This window comes from Candidatus Hydrogenedentota bacterium (assembly GCA_018005585.1).
Taxonomy (GTDB): Bacteria; Hydrogenedentota; Hydrogenedentia; order Hydrogenedentales; family JAGMZX01; genus JAGMZX01.
On the sequence record JAGMZX010000040.1, the window covers coordinates 1 to 16,011 of the forward strand.

Annotated in this window: 14 protein-coding genes; 5 read left to right on the forward strand and 9 right to left on the reverse strand. The window is 65.8% G+C overall.

What is annotated here, in order from left to right; genetic code table 11:
* Positions 1–501 precede the first annotated feature (501 nt).
* On the forward strand, positions 502–1,626 hold the full coding sequence (locus KA184_08925) for a peptidoglycan DD-metalloendopeptidase family protein (GenBank protein ID MBP8129694.1): 1,125 nt from the start codon (positions 502–504) through the stop codon (positions 1,624–1,626).
* Positions 1,627–1,677: 51 nt separating this feature from the next.
* Here KA184_08925 and rbsK read toward each other — a convergent pair whose 3' ends face one another.
* Positions 1,678–2,598: a ribokinase gene (gene rbsK / locus KA184_08930; GenBank protein MBP8129695.1), complete on the reverse strand. Its 921-nt coding sequence runs from the start codon at positions 2,596–2,598 to the stop codon at positions 1,678–1,680.
* A 56-nt stretch (positions 2,599–2,654) separates the two neighbouring features.
* Positions 2,655–4,310 carry a carboxypeptidase regulatory-like domain-containing protein gene (locus KA184_08935; GenBank protein MBP8129696.1) on the reverse strand — a complete coding sequence of 552 codons (1,656 nt, stop codon included), beginning with the start codon at positions 4,308–4,310 and terminating at the stop codon, positions 2,655–2,657.
* Between the two features lie 335 nt (positions 4,311–4,645).
* Here KA184_08935 and KA184_08940 point away from each other — a divergent pair, with 335 nt between their 5' ends.
* Together KA184_08940 and KA184_08945 are read left to right on the forward strand one after the other, a co-directional pair.
* Entirely contained in the window at positions 4,646–6,742 is a 2,097-nt protein-coding gene (locus KA184_08940; GenBank protein ID MBP8129697.1) for an acetate--CoA ligase family protein, read from the forward strand.
* A gap of 4 nt (positions 6,743–6,746) precedes the next feature.
* A complete protein-coding gene (locus KA184_08945) occupies positions 6,747–8,627 on the forward strand; it encodes a GNAT family N-acetyltransferase (protein MBP8129698.1) in 1,881 nt (626 codons plus the stop codon).
* 12 nt (positions 8,628–8,639) lie between these two features.
* Here the strand turns inward: KA184_08945 and KA184_08950 are convergent, their stop codons facing one another.
* The 6 genes from KA184_08950 to KA184_08975 all read right to left on the reverse strand — a co-directional run bounded on the left by KA184_08950 (position 8,640) and on the right by KA184_08975 (position 13,312).
* Positions 8,640–9,179, reverse strand: coding sequence for an ATP-binding protein (locus KA184_08950; GenBank protein MBP8129699.1), 540 nt, complete (start codon positions 9,177–9,179; stop codon positions 8,640–8,642).
* The gene (locus tag KA184_08955; GenBank protein ID MBP8129700.1) at positions 9,172–9,918 is read right to left on the reverse strand and encodes a PHP domain-containing protein; all 747 of its coding nucleotides are present in this window, start codon (positions 9,916–9,918) and stop codon (positions 9,172–9,174) included. The genes KA184_08950 and KA184_08955 overlap by 8 nt, the downstream gene beginning before the upstream one ends.
* The gene (locus tag KA184_08960; protein ID MBP8129701.1) at positions 9,915–10,268 is read right to left on the reverse strand and encodes a serine kinase; all 354 of its coding nucleotides are present in this window, start codon (positions 10,266–10,268) and stop codon (positions 9,915–9,917) included. Before KA184_08960 ends, KA184_08955 begins: the two co-directional genes overlap by 4 nt.
* Positions 10,231–11,829: an ATP-binding protein gene (locus KA184_08965; GenBank protein ID MBP8129702.1), complete on the reverse strand. Its 1,599-nt coding sequence runs from the start codon at positions 11,827–11,829 to the stop codon at positions 10,231–10,233. Before KA184_08965 ends, KA184_08960 begins: the two co-directional genes overlap by 38 nt.
* A complete protein-coding gene (locus tag KA184_08970; GenBank protein ID MBP8129703.1) occupies positions 11,826–12,185 on the reverse strand; it encodes a hypothetical protein in 360 nt (119 codons plus the stop codon). Before KA184_08970 ends, KA184_08965 begins: the two co-directional genes overlap by 4 nt.
* A gap of 197 nt (positions 12,186–12,382) precedes the next feature.
* A complete protein-coding gene (locus tag KA184_08975; GenBank protein MBP8129704.1) occupies positions 12,383–13,312 on the reverse strand; it encodes a GGDEF domain-containing protein in 930 nt (309 codons plus the stop codon).
* Positions 13,313–13,433: 121 nt separating this feature from the next.
* Here KA184_08975 and KA184_08980 point away from each other — a divergent pair, with 121 nt between their 5' ends.
* Positions 13,434–14,480, forward strand: a complete 1,047-nt coding sequence (locus tag KA184_08980; GenBank protein MBP8129705.1) for a saccharopine dehydrogenase NADP-binding domain-containing protein — start codon at positions 13,434–13,436, stop codon at positions 14,478–14,480.
* Positions 14,481–14,552: 72 nt separating this feature from the next.
* Here the strand turns inward: KA184_08980 and KA184_08985 are convergent, their stop codons facing one another.
* Positions 14,553–14,966, reverse strand: coding sequence for a transcriptional repressor (locus tag KA184_08985; protein MBP8129706.1), 414 nt, complete (start codon positions 14,964–14,966; stop codon positions 14,553–14,555).
* A gap of 320 nt (positions 14,967–15,286) precedes the next feature.
* Between KA184_08985 and KA184_08990 the strand changes: the two genes are divergently transcribed.
* Positions 15,287–16,011 (forward strand): hypothetical protein (locus tag KA184_08990; GenBank protein MBP8129707.1); only part of this gene is annotated, 725 nt, incomplete at its 3' end.

Genomic DNA, 16,011 nt, shown 5'->3' on the forward strand with positions numbered 1-16,011 from the left:
GTCGTAGACGGTAGTGGTGGCTAAATCGGTCGCCGGGGCGGCCGCAGCCGGTTGTGTGCGTTGCACATCCTGTTGTTCATTACTCATGACAGTTTCACATCTCCTTTAAAGGGTTGGATTTGCCCCTGTCGGGCGGGTTAATAGCATATCAAGCATTCGCACAGGGAGTCAAACAACCTTTTTTTGTGACGCGGGCCCAGTACACCCGAGAACCCGATGTCTCGAAAACCCGAAAACCGGTCTTAAGGACCTGACTCTTTCCAGCCGGGGAGAACGCCATCCCGCGCGGCGCCATGGGCCAGGAATCGTTCAGGCACGATACATCCCCTGCGCATGACGGCAGATTTCGCCGGGACCGGGCAATATCTGCATGGATTTCCGGGCGCCCGGGCGCTCGTTTTCCAACGTAAGTAACGGAACTACAGTATCTTATACCGGAACCTCGGCACTGGCACATTCATTGCTTCCTTCTATCGATACAATCGGCAGGAAGGGCAGCCGATGCGTGTTGAAAACGTTGGTCTTCAGGCCTATGGGGCCGCTTCTTACGGCAGCGTTGGCGCTTCGCCTGCGCCAAGGGCTTTTGAGCGTCTGCTGGCGCAGGCGCAGGCGGCGGCAGCCCCTGCTCCGGCCTATCGCGTGAAACGGGGTGACACGCTTTCCCACATTATCCGGCAGTCCCTGCGCGAGGCGGGACAGAACCCCTCGACCGCGGAATTGTATGCCGCCGTGCATAAGGTCGCGACGGCCAACAACCTGGTCGATGCCAACGTGATCCATCCGGGCCAGACCATCGACTTGAGCGTTATCCTTCCACAGATGACACTCGCCTCAGCCGCCGCGCCCGCCCCCGAGCCGCCCGCCGCGCCCGCCCCCGAGCCCAGTCCGGAACCCGCGTCAACCCCGGAGCCCGCTGACCCGGGCAGGTCTCTCGAAGAGGCCCTGCCCCTTTCCGCGAGGGCCACGCTTCCCGAGCGCGTCCCCGCGGCGGCATTGACGCGCCCGGCCTCACGGACGTCGTTTAGCGCAGCGCGTTCCGGCAGGAGAGGCGTTTCCCGGTCCATGGGTGGTCCTGCCGCCCCGCACGCCGACCCGACGGCATTCCAATTGACGGCTGCGTATTCCCTGCTCGATCCGACGCTGGCCGGGTTCCCGGCCACGCCCGTGTCGAGGCCGGTCCGCGCCGTGCCAGCTGTTCCGGCGGCCTCAAGCACGACCCCTTGGAGCGCACTGCTGGACACGGAAGGCCGGATCACGTCTGACTTTGGTCCCCGTCTCGATCCCTTCACCGGCCGGCCCGATTACCACGACGGCATCGATATCGCTGCGGATTTCGGGTCGCGCATCCGGCCGGCGGGTTCCGGCGTGGTCACGTTCAGCGGCTGGCGGCCGGGTTACGGCAAGATGGTAAGCGTGCGTCATGACGATGGAACGGAAACCGTCTACGGCCATAACGCCGCAAACCTGGTCGAAGCCGGCGACCGCGTCACACACGAGTCCGTGATCGCATTATTGGGCAACACGGGCCGGTCCACGGGCCCGCATGTGCATTTCGAGGTTCGCGTACGCGGACGCGCGGTCGACCCGGTGCAGTACCTTTCAACCGGACAAGCCACGCTGCAGTAACGCGGCGCTCATCGGACAGACCCTCAGCGCCCCCAAAGGTCGAACCCGGCTTCACGGCCTGTCCGCGAGGAACCGCGACACGGCCTCGCGTGTGGGCATCGAGGGCTGGGCGCCCGCCGTCATGGCGGCCAGGGCGCCCGCGGCGTTGGCGAAGCGCAGCGCTTGAGGCAGCGGCAGCGCATTCCAGGCCAGGGCAAGCGCCGCGGTGAACGCATCGCCCGCGGCGGTCGTGTCCACCGGCTCGATTCGGAACGCGGACACATGGAGTTCGTCTTCGGCGAGGTAGAACGCACCGCGCGCACCCAGTTTCATGACGACTTCGCGCGCGCCCATCGCGCGGAGCCGGACAGCCGCGTTCCGCGCCTCTTCGATCGAAGTCACCGCCATGCCGGTCATGGCTTCCGCCTCCGTCTCATTGGGCGAAACGATGTCCGCCTTGGCAATCAGGCTCTCAGGCACGGCCTGCGCCGGTCCCGCGTCGAGAATGGCAAGCACGTTATGCTTGCGCGCGATATCCAGCGCCGTTTCCACGGTATCGAGCCGGATTTCGAGTTGCAGCAGCAGCGCATCCGCCGCGGCAATGACCGGTTCGAGCGCCCACACGTCCTCCGGAAGCAGCCCCAGGTTCGCGGCGGGCGTCACGACAATCGAGTTCTGCCCTTCATCCGCCACGAGAATGACGGCGGTGCCGGTGGGCTCCGTGGGATGTGATTTCAGATGCCCGACATCGACGCCCGCGGCGGCGAGACAATCCCGTTGCATCGCGCCGAAGGCGTCGGCGCCCACACAACCGATAAACACCGTCGCCGCGCCGAGACGCGCCGCCGCGACGGCCTGATTGGCGCCTTTGCCGCCCGTAACGGTCATGAACGAGCGCCCGATAAGCGATTCGCCGGGTTTCGGACTGCGCGCGACGCGCGTAACCAAATCGATATTGGCGCTGCCAACAACAACGACTTTCCTGTTGGACACGTCCATGATGTCCCCTCAGTTTCGCGAGCGGCGTCACGTGGCGCGAACACGCTCCTTCACGGGCGCAAGGCGGCCAGGATGGCCTCGAGATGCGCAGCCGCTTTTTCAGACAGGGTCATCGTAACCGTTGCTTCGAGGCGGTCGCCCAAGTGGGACCGCTCGAGCAACGGGCTCACCATGACACCCGTTGAGGCATAGGCGCGAAATTGCCAGTCGCGCGGCACGCCTTCCCATACGTAGCGGCCCTCGGCGTCGGCAATTACGGCGCCCGCCATCGCGTCTGCCCCCGGCACCGCAACGCCGTTCGGCGCGGCCAGGTAGAAAATCGCTGCGTTTCCGGCGGCGCGTCCGCTGCTGTCCAAGACCTGGAAAATGACCCGGCCTTTGCCTGCCCCGGGGCGCACCTTGAAAGTCGGGCCTGATGGGTCCTCGCCTTCCTGGACGGTGATCGTCGTTCCCGGGACGGCCTCGACAATAAGCCCGGCCGCGCCGCGGAGGACGACCTGGTACTCGCCCGGAACCAGACGGGGCAGTCGGTAGTAGCCCGCGAAATCGGTCTTGGCCTGGACGATGCTCGCTCCCCATGCCGCGACCGTGAGACCAGATACCCCCGCACCCGTCTCATCCACCACGCGGCCGCGGGCCGCCTGGGTCCGGGTCACGTCCAGGGCTTGGCGGGGCGACACGCTTGCGCCCGCGCGCACGGCAACACTTGCCGTGCCGGACGCGAAGGCGAACCGGTCCGTATCAAGGGCCACACGGTAGTCGCCCGCGGGCAGGTTGGCAAAAGAGAACTCCCCGTTCAGGTCCGTCTTGGTGCGGCGCGCCATCAGGGGGTAGGTAACGGCTTCGAGGCGAACGGCAAGATTGGCCGCGGGCTGCTGGTCATGCGCACGCGACAAGACACCGCTGATGCCGCCGCCGCATTCCGCGACAATCTGCGCAGCCGTGCCGGGGGAACACGCGCGCGTAACCCATGTGCCGTAGCCCGGCGCATTCACGATGAACCGGCACGCGCCCGGCGCATGCGTGAACAAGAACGTGCCGGCGGCGTCCGTGGTCTCGGGCAGAAAAGAAAGCCAGTAGGCGCCTGACTGCGGCGCCGCGCCTTCCACGAAGGGGAAGACCAGCGCGTCGGCGATGGGCATGCCCCCCGCATCGACCACCTTGCCGCCCAACGGCTGGGCGGATTCGAGTTTCAGCACGCCATCCCAGACCAAGTGCGATTCATCAAATGATACGCCGGCAAGCGCGAGGCGTCCGTTGTGCCAGGCGCGCACGACGAAGTCGCTCTTGGGCAGCCTCTTGAATTCAAAATAACCGCGCCCATCCGTTTGTATGCGCCAAGGCGTAACCGGCCACGGCAATGAAGGATAACCGTCCAGATTGACGCCGTCCGTGATGGACCGCATCTCCAAGGAGACCGCCGCGTCTGAGACAGGCCGGCCTTCATGGACTACGACGCCGCGCACGAGGCGGATGCCGAGGTCGGGCATCGGGCTTTGCGCGGCGCGGGCCCGGGCTTCCTCGACCACCTTGGCGCGCGCCGCCAGTTGGTCGCCGAGGGTTACGTCGCCCTGTTCGAGACCGGCCAGCGCAATTACCTGCGACATGGGATTCGGCTCGAGGGGCACGTCGTGGTCGATGAGAAACGCGAGACGCACCTCGACAACCAGGGCCGCCACGAGCACGAGGATCACCCAGCTTCGCATACCCTACCCTTTCCCAACGGACGCCGTTCGACGGCCACCTCGACACACCGTTATAACGTCTCTTCCGGCACGGCATCAACCAGGCTCAGCGCCCCTCCGTGGCACCCGCTTTGACACCCATCAAACAGGCATTCTCCGTTACGACGCTCAGACTCCAAGCGGCTATCATATCATGTCTTGCTGTTGTTGCGCCCTGCCCGGCCCAAAGCACAAGTATCGCCCCTGGAATTTGCCGCGCAAATTCAATAAAATATGGACACATACCGCCGAGCGGGGCTACGTGGATCGAAATCGGCAAACGTCCCGTCCCGAAAGCTGGAACTAGGAATCACATCATGCTGGAAGCGCTGCTATGTCCTGAAACCGTAGCCGTGATTGGCGCATCGCGCACGCCGGGTAAGGTGGGGCATGCGATCTTGGCCAACCTCGTCAAGAGTGGATTTGGCGGCACGATAGTGCCGGTCAACCCGACGACGCGCGAGATCATGGGCCTGGCCTGCTACGAGGACCCGCGCGCGGCAGGCGTAGAGGTGGATTTAAGCATTATTGTAGTGCCGCCGGGCGCGGTGCTGACGGCGGTCGAGGCGTCGGCGGCCGCGGGCGCGAAAGCGGTGGCGGTCATCACGGCCGGCTTCAAGGAAGTGGGCAAGGACGGGGCGCAGCTGGAACAGGACCTGGCGGCGGCGTGCCGGGACAAGGGTTTGCGCCTGCTGGGGCCCAATTGCCTTGGCCTGATCAATACCGAGAACCGGATGAACGCGTCGTTTGCGGTGCAAACGCCGAAACCGGGCCGCATCTCCGTTATTTCGCAATCCGGCGCGTTGTGCACGGCAATCCTGGACTGGTCAATCGGGCGCGGGGTGGGTCTCGCCAAATTGATCAGCATCGGCAATAAAGCGGACTTGTGCGAAGTGGACCTGCTCTCCGCGCTGGCGGAAGACGAACAGACACGCGTGATCGCGTGCTATCTGGAAAGCATCACGGCGGGCGACGAATTCATCCGCGTGGCGGAAGCGGTGGCCTCCGTCAAGCCCGTGGTCATTCTCAAGGCGGGCACGACAGCGGCGGGCGGCAAGGCGGCCAGTTCGCATACGGGCAGCCTCGCGGGCGCGGACATTGCCTATGGCGCGGCGTTCCGCCGTGCGGGCGTGGTGCGGGCGGATGATTTCGAGTCGCTGTTCGATTATGCGATGGCGCTGGCGATGCAGCCGCTGCCGCGCGGCGACAACGTGGCCATTATCACGAACGCGGGCGGGCCGGGGATCATGGCCGCGGACGCGGTCGAGACGCGGGGCATGAAGGTCCGCCCGTTGCACCAGGAGATTTCGTCGTCGCTGAAGGAAAAACTGCCGGCGGCGGCCAGCGTCGGAAACCCCATCGACGTGCTGGGCGACGCCGACCCGGAACGTTACGCGATTGCGCTTGATGCGGCGCTGGACGACGGGGGCGTGGACGGCGTCGTGGTGATTCTTACGCCGCAGGCCATGTCAAAGCCCGCGGAGACGGCGCGCGCGATCATCCAGCGCATCCGGGGCACGAAACCCGTGCTGGCGGCGTTCATGGGCGGCGCGGATGTCATGCCGGCGCGCGAGGAGTTCGTCGCGGCGAACCTGCCGGACTACCCGGCGCCGGAACGGGCGGTGGCCGCGCTGAAGGCTATGTGCGACTACGCGGCGTGGCGGCGCCGGCCGCCGCGCGTGGTGACGCGGTTCCCGGTGAACCGGCGGCGCGTCGAGCGCGTGCTCGCGCGCATGGCCCGCGCCAAACGGCGGGAGGTGGGCGAGGCGGACGCGAAGGAAATCCTGCGCGCCTATGATTTTCACGTGCCGCCCGGCCAGGTCGCGCGAAGCGCGGAAGAAGCCGTGGCCATCGCGGACCGCGTCACTTACCCAGTGGCAATGAAGATCGTCTCGCCGGACATCATCCACAAATCGGATTTCGGCGGGGTGCGGCTGGGCTTGTCAAACGCGGGCCAGGTAGCCGACGCGTTTGACCTCATGATGGTCCGAATCTCGCGGCGCGCGCCGGAGGCGAAGCTGACCGGCGTATATATCGAGCGCATGTGCAAGCCGGGCCGGGAAGTTATCCTGGGGATGCACCGGGACCCGCAATTCGGCCCGATGCTGATGTTCGGCCTCGGCGGCATCTTCGTAGAGGTGATGAAGGACGTCAGTTTCCACCTCGCGCCGATCACGCAGGAAGAGGCCATGGAGATGTTGATGGGCACGCGGTCCTACGCGCTGTTGAAGGGCGCGCGCGGCCAAGGCGCGGTGGACCTGGGCGCGATTGCGGGCGCCTTGCAGCGCATCAGCCAGTTGGCCACCGATTTCCCGCAAATACTGGAAATGGATATCAACCCGTTCATCGTGGGGGAAGTTGGCACGCCGCCCGTCGTGGCGGATGCGCGCCTGACCCTCGCGGGAGTTGAGTAACCTTATGAGCGACACACGCCCCCTCAGCTACGACCCCAATTGGCAGGAAAAATACGCCGACATGATCGTGACGGCCCGGGAGGCCGTCGCGTCGATCCAGCCGGGCCAGCGTATCTTCATCGGCACGGGCTGCGGCCAGCCGCTGGAATTGGTGCGCTCGCTGGTCGAACGTTCGCGCGACCTGGCGGACACGGAGATCGTGCACCTGCTGACCATGGGCGATGCGCCCTACGCAGTGCGCGAACTCGCCGCGCATTTTTCCGTCAATAGCTTCTTCATCTCGCAAAACGTGCGCGATATCATCCAGGAAGGGCTGGGCGGATACACGCCGATCTTCCTTTCGGACATTCCGCAGCTGTTCAAGACCGGCCAATTGCCGCTGGACGTGGCCTTGATCCAGGTAACGCCGCCGGACCAGGACGGCATGTGCAGTCTGGGCATCTCGGTGGATATCGTAAAGAGCGCGGCGGAGAATTCGCGCCTCGTGATCGCACAAATCAACCCGCAAATGCCGCGCACGCACGGCGACAGCCTGCTGCACGTCTATGACTTCGATTTTCTCGTGCCGGTGGACGTGCCGCTCATCGAGGTTCCCGCGCCGGACCCGACGCCCGTCACGCGCGAAATTGGCGAATTCATCGCCGGGCTCATCGAGGACGGGTCGACCATCGAAATTGGCATCGGGCGCATCCCGCAGTCCGTGCTCGAGTTTCTGCGCGGCCGCAAGGACCTGGGCATCCACACCGAGATGTTCACTGACGCGCTGATCGACCTGATCGAGGCCGGGGCCATTTCGGGCGAGCGGAAGAGCCTTGACCGCGGGAAAATCGTGGCCAGTTTCGCGCTGGGCACCAAGCGCCTGTACGACTACGTCGACAACAACCCCAGGTTTTCGTTCAATCCGACGGAGTACGTCAATGACCCGTTCGTAATCGCGCAACAGCACAAGATGGTCGCGGTCAATGTCGCGCTCGAGGTCGATCTTACAGGCCAGGTCTGCGCCGATTCGCTGGGCACGCGCTTCTACTCGGGCATCGGCGGGCAGGTAGACTTCAACCGCGGTGCGGCGCGTTCGCACGGCGGCAAGGCGATCATCGCGCTGCCCTCGACGGCCCGCGACGGCGCCGTGTCGCGCATCGTGACACACCTGAGCCAGGGCGCGGGCGTGGTGACGACGCGCGGCGACGTGCACTACGTCGTTACCGAGTACGGGTCCGCCTATCTGCACGGGAAGAGCGTGCAAGAGCGGGCGCTCGCGCTGATCAGCATCGCGCATCCAAAGTATCGCGAGAAGTTGCTGCGCGAGGCCATCGAGGCGAAATACGTGCGGCCGGAAATGGCCGACTTCGGCAACAAGATCGTCGTCGGACCGAAGGATATCCGCACCACGTACCTGCTGCATGACGGCACGCAACTCACCGTGCGGCCCGTGCACCCGACGGACGAGCCGCGCGTCCGCGAACTCTTCTATTCGCTGTCGCATGAGTCTCTGTACACCCGTTTCATGAGCCGCATGAAATGGGTGCCGCGCAAGCAGGTGCAGGAGTTCGTCTACATCGACCACCGCAACGAGGTCTCGATCGTGGCGACCGTCCTGGACGCGGACGGCGAAGAGATCGTGGCGATCGGCGGCTACTACCTGGAATCGCACACGAACCGTGCCGAAGTGGCGTTCGTCGTGCGTGACGCGTGGCAAAGCCTGGGCATCGGGTCGTTCTTGTTCAAACACCTGACGAATATCGCGCGCCGCAACGGCATCGCGGGCTTTACCGCGGAAGTGCTCCGCGAGAACAAGGCCATGCAGAACGTATTCAATAACAGCGGCCTGAAAATCCGGACCGAACTCAGCCAGGGCGTCTACCATTACGAGATGGGATTCGAATAGGCGGCTCCGTCATCACGCGCGCAGCGGGGTCACCGCCGCGCGAATCCGTTCCGCTACGGCGCGCGCCACGGCGAATTCGCTGGCCCCGTCCGGCCCGAGTTCGGCAAGTACTTCCGAGGTGCGGACAAGCGTCTCGCCGCTGGCGCATTGCACGTGGCAGCAGAAATCGATCTCGGGGTGGGTGAGCACGAGACTGCGGAACGTCTCCGCGAGGTCGCCCAGCGGCGCGCGGTCCACATGGTTCAACTGCATGCAGACATGCACCGCGACGCCCCCCAGTTCGGACTCGCCCACATTCAGCGAGCCGCCCGCCTGCTCCGCGGCGGCGCGGAAGAAACTCAGGCCCAGCCCGGTCTTCTTGCCTTTCTTCGTGGTGTAAAAGGGGTCGAGCGCCTGCTCGGGCGCGGCGCTCAGGCCGGGGCCGTTGTCCTCGACCTGAATCTCGAGCCGGTTGCGCGCGGCATCCTCAACAATGCCCACATAGACCACGGTCGCGCCCGCGCGCGTAGCGTTCTCGAGCAAGTCCAGGATATGCAGGGAGAGTTCAAGCAAGGCCCACCGACCTCCCCCCGGCGCCGCGCAGCGCGGCGGCGATTTCGTGAAAAGCCGCCGTTTCCAGATAACAGTACGACCGGGACGCACCGACCAGTTCGAGGCTGTGACTGTCGGACCCGGTAACGACCGGAAGGCCCAACGCGCGAAACTCTGCGTCACGGCCCTGCGCCAGGCCCGCCGTGGAAATCTCGATCGCATCGAAGTGGACATCCGGCGGGAAGAACCCCAACTGACTGCCCACGGAGAAAGAGGGCCGGTCCACGTGCGCGGCGATGACCAGCCCGCCGTTGCCGCGGACGAAAGCCACCGCCTCCGCCAGCGGCATCTGCGACGCGGCGGACAGAATGCGCGGCTCTTCCCCGACGATGTCGCCGTCGCCGTTCATGATCAACTGGCGCCCGTAACGGCGGGAATCCCGGTCGAAGCAAGGGAACCCGGCGAGAATGACCTCGGACGCGCACATGGCGGTGTCCGCATCGGGAAACAGGGCCACGACGTGCACTTCCTCCGCCGTCGTGATTTCGATGCCGGGAATCACGAGGACACGCCCTTCGCCGGGGCCTTCCGCAACCTCTTGCGCGGCCGCGACGTTGCCCGCCGTATTGTGGTCGCAGATGGCGATGATATCGAGCCCTGCATCCATGGCCGCCAGCACGACCCGGGGCGGCGACATGGCCTCATCGGCGCAGGGCGACAGCGCCGTATGCACATGCAGATCTGCGGCGTAACGTCTCACGCATGGCGCCCTCGCAGTCCGAGCGCATAAAGCCGCCCTGCAATATCGAAAGCGGGCTCAGGCGAGGCGAACAGCGCGACGCCCTCCTCGACCGCCTTCGCGCGCACGGTTTCTTCCGGGCGGCGGCCCATTGCGAAAATAACGCCGGCCAGCCCGGCATGGACAGACACGGCGATGACGTTCATGTGCACTTGCACGGTAACGAGCAGGCCGTCCTCCGGCCCATGAGCCAGCACGTCGCTCAGCAGGTCCGAAACGTACCCCGCCTCGATCTCGCGCGCCGCATCCAGGGGCGCCTCCGGCGTGAGCAGTTCAAGACCCAGTGTTTCGACTATGTTCTTCAGCTTCATGCGGTGACTCCCTCCGCGCATCCCCAGCGCGTCTCGTCTCCCGAAACGTGCACGCTTCTATTGTTGCCCGGCCCCGTACGATGTCCTCCGCAAGCGCGCCGCATGTCGGCGCGCCGCAAACGCCGCAATCACGGCCCGGCAGTTGACGGGTCAGGGCGTCGATCTCGCCTAGCTTCCTCATGGCGCGGCGCATGTCGGCATCGAGACGCAGTCCGGCGCGGGGCGTCAGCGGCCGGACGCGCCGCACGGCCACGCCGGGCGCTTGTTGCCGCGGCAGCGCCTCCCGCGCGCGCTGGCGCGCCAGCGCGGGATGGGTTCTCCAGACTGGCGCGCCGAAGCAGCCGTCCGGGCACGCATACAGCGCCACCGAAGCGCAATCGGCCGCCTGGCCATTCTCGACTTCTTCGAGGAACCGGGTCACGGCGCCCATCCCGCCCACACGCACAGCCGCCTCTCCCTTGAGAAGAGCGCCCGCGGCGGCATCGCGCCCGTGGCGTTTCAGGCGGGGCAGCAGGGCCTGCAACAGCGCGCCCGGCGCCACGATGTCCACCCGGGTCAATCCATTGGGACCGGCGAAGGCCGTGTACTGGGCGGGGCACGGTACGACGGCCACCACATGCGGCCCCGTGATCGCTTCGCGCGCCGCCTCGATCGGCGTCAGAAACGGCGGGATGTGCGGCAACAACGAGGGAAAACGCATCCGGATAAGATTGACGACCGCCGGGCAGACCGGCGGCAACACCGGGAACGCCGTGGCCGCGGCGTAGGCGCGAACAGCCTCGTCAAGCGCGTCTTCCCATATCGTGCCAACCCGCACGTCGTGGAACCCGAGCGAGGCCAGCGCTTCCAGGACGTCGCCGGGACGCACGCCCGGGCCCAACTGCCCCAGCAGCGAGACCGGCAGCACGAGCACGGTTTCCGGGGAGATATCGGGCGGAATTGCCTGCGCGGGAAAACCGAACACGTCCGCTGGACACGCCTCCGCGCATGCCGTGCAGTCCACGCAGAGATGTTCGAGAACCTCCGGCCTGCCGCAGTAGACGCGGGCCGCCTGCGTCGGGCAGGCGCCGAGACAGCGCAGGCATTGACGGCAACGGGAGATGTCCAGAGACACGGAATTCGGCTGCGTGCCGCAGGTTTGGGCAGGCTGCAGACGCACCGCAAACCGGATCTGCGTGCCACGGCCCAATTCCGAATGGATGGTGAACCGGTCGCTGTTCTTGCGGATATTGGGCAGCCCCATGCCGGCGCCGAAACCGAGTTCGCGCGCTTCCGCCGGAGCCGTAGAGAAGCCCTCGGTCAGCGCGCGGTCGATATCGGGGATGCCCGGCCCTTCGTCGACCACGGCCACCTCCACCTGCTCCGGGTCCACGGCCACGCGCATGGCCCCGTCGCGCGCATGGATGACCACGTTCATCTCCGCTTCATAGGCCGCAATCATCGTGCGGCGTACCGCAGCGGGGTCCGCGCCGATCTTTTTAAGCAAGGTCTTGAGCTGCTTGGACGCGTCGCCGCCCCGCTCATAATCCCCGCTGACAATGGGGTACACGGCGACCGTCATGGGGCGGCGGCCCCTTCCCCGTCCGGATGGAGACACCGGTGCAGCCGCCCGCATGTCTCAAACAGGGTCACGGGCGAGACCATCAGCACGGTGCCGCAGCGCTCGGCCGCTTCTTGCACCAGCGCGTCGGGCACGGCCCCGTTGACAAGGCAGATGCCCGGCGCGTCCATCAATTCGATAAGGCGCACCAGCCCGTGATTCGCGATGTGCGTTACCAGCAGCGTTGTATCCGACACGTGGCTGAGCAGGTCGCTCATGCGGTCCCCCGCGTGCACGCGGTCCACGTCCACTTCCTGCGCACGCGCCGGGTTCAACACCCGCGCCCCGATGCGCTCTGCCAGTTCAGCTAGATTCATCGGCGTTCCCGGCGGAGAATGCTTGCTCCGCTGCGCGTATTCTAACCCCGGCCGGGACAAGGAGACAACGGGGCCGCCGCCATGGAACGCGGGTATCCGCGTTCGTGCCCGCGGAGGTCAAGAATCGCCGCGGCAGGGGCGGCACGCCGCTGACGGGATGGTATGGCGCGTTCGAGGGGCGCGGGCGGGGACCCCGATTATTCTTCCGCGGCGCGGACACAGTTGCGGCCGGCGGCCTTGGCAGCGTAGAGGGCACGGTCCGCGGCGGCGATGAGTTCCTGGGCCGTGCGCCCGTGGCGGGGCCACTCCGCAAGACCCTGGCTGATGGTGACGCGGAATTCCTGGCCGTGGTGCTGGAAAACGCGTTCTTCAATCATGCGGCGCAGGCCTTCCGCAACCTCGCGCGCGTCCGCCAGTTTCGTAGCGGGATAGAGGACAATGGCCTCGTCGCCGCCGTACAACCCCGCGAGGTCTCCCTGCCGAAGAGACGCGCGCATCATGGCGCCCATTTCCTGCACGACCATGCGCCCCGCCAGATGCCCGTGCGTGTCGTTGACCTTCTTCAGCCCGTCCAGGTCGGTCATGGCCAACGCGAAGGGCCGGTCCTGCGGCGAGGTCTGCAGCAACCGGTCAAGGTGCGAGCGGAACGACTCCATGGTGAGCAGTCCGGTCAACCGGTCATAGTTGATGAGCCTGTGAATTTCCTGATGAAAGTGGTGGTCGATCTCATCCTGGAGGATGAACTTGAGCAGGACTTCACCGACGGCGATGCGGTCGCCGTTTTTCAGGCGCGCCTTGTCCGCCTGCACGCCGTTCACCATCGTGCCATTGCTGCTCCCGAGGTCGGACAGCTCAAAATGAACGGCGCCTTCTTCTTCGACGCGGTCAATCCGCACGTGCTGACGCGACACGGAAGGGGCGTTAATCGTCACGTGAGCCAGGGGCGATCGCCCGAGGATCTGGCCCCGGCCATGGACCTCGATCTCGCGGCCAATCTCGGCGCCGGCCAGCACGACGAGGCTGGCCCGTGCCGTGGACGCGGCGTTACGTCCCGCCGCGACGGCCGCAATCACAGTCGCATCGGGAACAAGGTCCCCCGTGTCTTCGTTCTTGATCTCGTCAGTCATAGGGGCGCGCATGCCTTCCTCTCCGGTATAATAACAGGCGCGGGCGCAGACCTCCAACACGCCCGTGCCTTTGATTCCGCGAAACACTAACGATGCAGGAACACCCTTTGAGAACACTCTTATGAATACCCGCTGCCTCGTCTATGGTTCCTACGGCTATACCGGACGGCTCGTGGTCCGTTACGCGCTCGAACGCGGCCTGCGGCCCGTGCTTGCCGGGCGCAATGAGGCCGTATTGCGGGTACAGGCGCGCGAGACCGGCCTTGACTACCGCGTGTTTGCGCTGGACGACCCCGGCGCCGTGGCGCGCGGGCTCGATGGCATGGCCGTGGTGGCGAATTGCGCCGGGCCGTTCGCGCGAACGGCGCGGCCCATGGTCAAGGGCTGCCTGCGCGCCGGCGCGCACTACCTCGACATTACCGGCGAGATCGAGGTGTTCGAGTCGCTCGCTGCGATGGACGCCGCCGCCCGCGATGCAGGGATCATGGTCCTGCCCGGCGCGGGCTTCGACGTAGTGCCCAGCGACTGCCTGGCCGCGCACCTGAAGGCGCAACTGCCCGGGGCTGCGCGGCTCGTGCTCGCGTTTTTCTCGAACGGGCGCACGTCGCACGGCACCGCGACGACCATCGTCGAAAATCTGGCCAAGGGCCTGTGGGTGCGCAAGAATGGCAGACTGACGCGCGTGCCCGTGGGCTGGAAGGAGCGCACCATCGACTTCGGCGAGGGGCCTCGAGGCGCGATCACCATCCCCTGGGGCGACGTTTCGACCGCCTATTACACGACGGGGGTCCCCGACATCGAGGTGTATATGGCCGCGCCGCGCGCCGCGCGCAAAATGATCCGCGCATCGCGCCGCCTCGGCTGGCTGCTCGGAAGCAGGCCTGTGCAGCGCTATTTGAAACGGCGGATCGACGCCGCGCCGCCCGGCCCGACGGACGAGGAGCGCGCGAGGACCTATTGCCTGCTGTGGGGTGAAGCCAGCGACGACACGGGCGGCCGCGTCGAAGCGCGGCTGCGCACTCCGGACGGCTACACGTTGACGGCGCTCACCACCCTGGCGATAGTCGAGAGAATAGTGAACGGGGACGCGCCCGCGGGGTTCCAGACCCCGGCCGCGGCTTACGGCGCGGACTTCGTCCTGGAAATCGAGGGCACGAGCCGCTGGTAGCCCGCCGCCGCGCGTGAAATGCAGGTCTTCAACGGGACCACGGAAACCGGGTGAGAACGGTCTCGCGGGACATCACTTTGTCTGGCATTTTCTGCAAATGCCCCGCACGTCCAAGTGGAGCGAGACGGGTTTTCCAAAGACCTTCGCCTCTTCGGGCCAGATAAGCTGCCTGGAACCGTCCAGCTCGAAGTCGCAGATCTGCGAACACTCCGTGCAGGTGAAATGGTGATGCGGCTCAAGATTGGCGTCAAAACGAAGCCGGTCGTGGCTCGTGCCGACAATATGGACGATACCGCACGCCTCCAGCAACCGCAGATTCCGGTACACCGTGTCGAGCGATAAGGTCGGCATCTTCTTGCGCAGCCGCTTGAAGATCATCTGCGCGTCCGGATGCGCTCCCGTAGAAGCGAGGTCGCGGTAAATCGCGATCCGCTGATGGGTAACCTTGATGCCCCGTTCCCGGCAAGCGCGAAGGAAAAAATCCATCCGATGTTGAATCAGGGATTTGGGGAGACCTGTTCGCACGTGCGGCTCCGTTCTGCCATGCAGCCAGTCCGATCTTAGGTCACCCCCGGGTCAAAGTCAAGGGTTGGGAGCCGGATTGGTCCGTTTCAGGGGCCCTGCGGGGCGCAGGCGGTAAGGAAACGGGACCGTTGACTTGCACACCTGTGTTCCGCATTATCTTGTGCGTGGCACAGTTCAGCGCGGCAGGCGGAAGCCGTTACGTTCTTTTCCGCGAGCCGTATCCCGGCTTGGGGAGACATGCCGTTCGTCGCGCATTGTAGTGAAAGGCGTTCTCCACACCTATGGACTACGCAGATCAGGAGCGACAGGACCAGACCCGCTTGCCGGATTCTGAAGGGGGTGCGGCATGCCCGCTGACGCCCATGCAGCAGGGAATGCTGTTCGCGAGTCTCGACGCCCCACCGGACACGGGCGCCTACCTGCAGCAGGTGGTATGCGTGTTGCGCGAACCGCTCGACATGGACCTGCTGATTTCTTGTTGGGAACACCTGTGCGAACGTCATGAAATCCTGCGCGCGCGTTTCGCGTGGGAGGGGCTGCTCGAAGCCGTGCAGGTGTTCGAGCCGTCGGTCCGCATACCGTTGACGCGCCTGGACTGGTCCGCGGTGCCGGAAGCCGGCCGGGAGGCGCGGCTGCGCTCTTTCCTGCGCGAGGACCGCGCGCGCGGCATGGATTTCACGCGGGCACCCCTGCACCGCCTGGCCTGTATCCGGCTGGGCGACACGGACCACCGCGTGGTCTGGACCGTGCACCACGCGCTATTGGATGAATCGATCACGGTGGCGGTGCGTGAAGTCTTCACCGAATATGACCTGCGGCGCGCCGGGAAGGACGCGCCGCTTCCCGCGGGCGCCTCGTACCGGGAGTTCGCGCGTTTCGTGCGCGAACAACCGCTTGACCGGGCCGAGGCGTTCTGGCGGCAGCGGCTCGCGGGTTTCAGCGAGCCGAATGAGATACGGCTGCCGCCGGGCGGCGCGGTGCCGGAGGCCGCGCTCAATCCGGCGAC

Coding starts and splice junctions, on each gene's coding strand:
- KA184_08925 (MBP8129694.1), top strand. CDS start 502: ATGCGTGTTGAAAACGTTGGTCTTCAGGCCTATGGGGCCGCTTCTTAC.
- KA184_08935 (MBP8129696.1), bottom strand. CDS start 4,310: ATGCGAAGCTGGGTGATCCTCGTGCTCGTGGCGGCCCTGGTTGTCGAG.
- KA184_08940 (MBP8129697.1), top strand. CDS start 4,646: ATGCTGGAAGCGCTGCTATGTCCTGAAACCGTAGCCGTGATTGGCGCA.
- KA184_08945 (MBP8129698.1), top strand. CDS start 6,747: ATGAGCGACACACGCCCCCTCAGCTACGACCCCAATTGGCAGGAAAAA.
- KA184_08960 (MBP8129701.1), bottom strand. CDS start 10,268: ATGAAGCTGAAGAACATAGTCGAAACACTGGGTCTTGAACTGCTCACG.
- KA184_08965 (MBP8129702.1), bottom strand. CDS start 11,829: ATGACGGTCGCCGTGTACCCCATTGTCAGCGGGGATTATGAGCGGGGC.
- KA184_08970 (MBP8129703.1), bottom strand. CDS start 12,185: ATGAATCTAGCTGAACTGGCAGAGCGCATCGGGGCGCGGGTGTTGAAC.
- KA184_08975 (MBP8129704.1), bottom strand. CDS start 13,312: ATGACTGACGAGATCAAGAACGAAGACACGGGGGACCTTGTTCCCGAT.
- KA184_08980 (MBP8129705.1), top strand. CDS start 13,434: ATGAATACCCGCTGCCTCGTCTATGGTTCCTACGGCTATACCGGACGG.
- KA184_08985 (MBP8129706.1), bottom strand. CDS start 14,966: ATGGATTTTTTCCTTCGCGCTTGCCGGGAACGGGGCATCAAGGTTACC.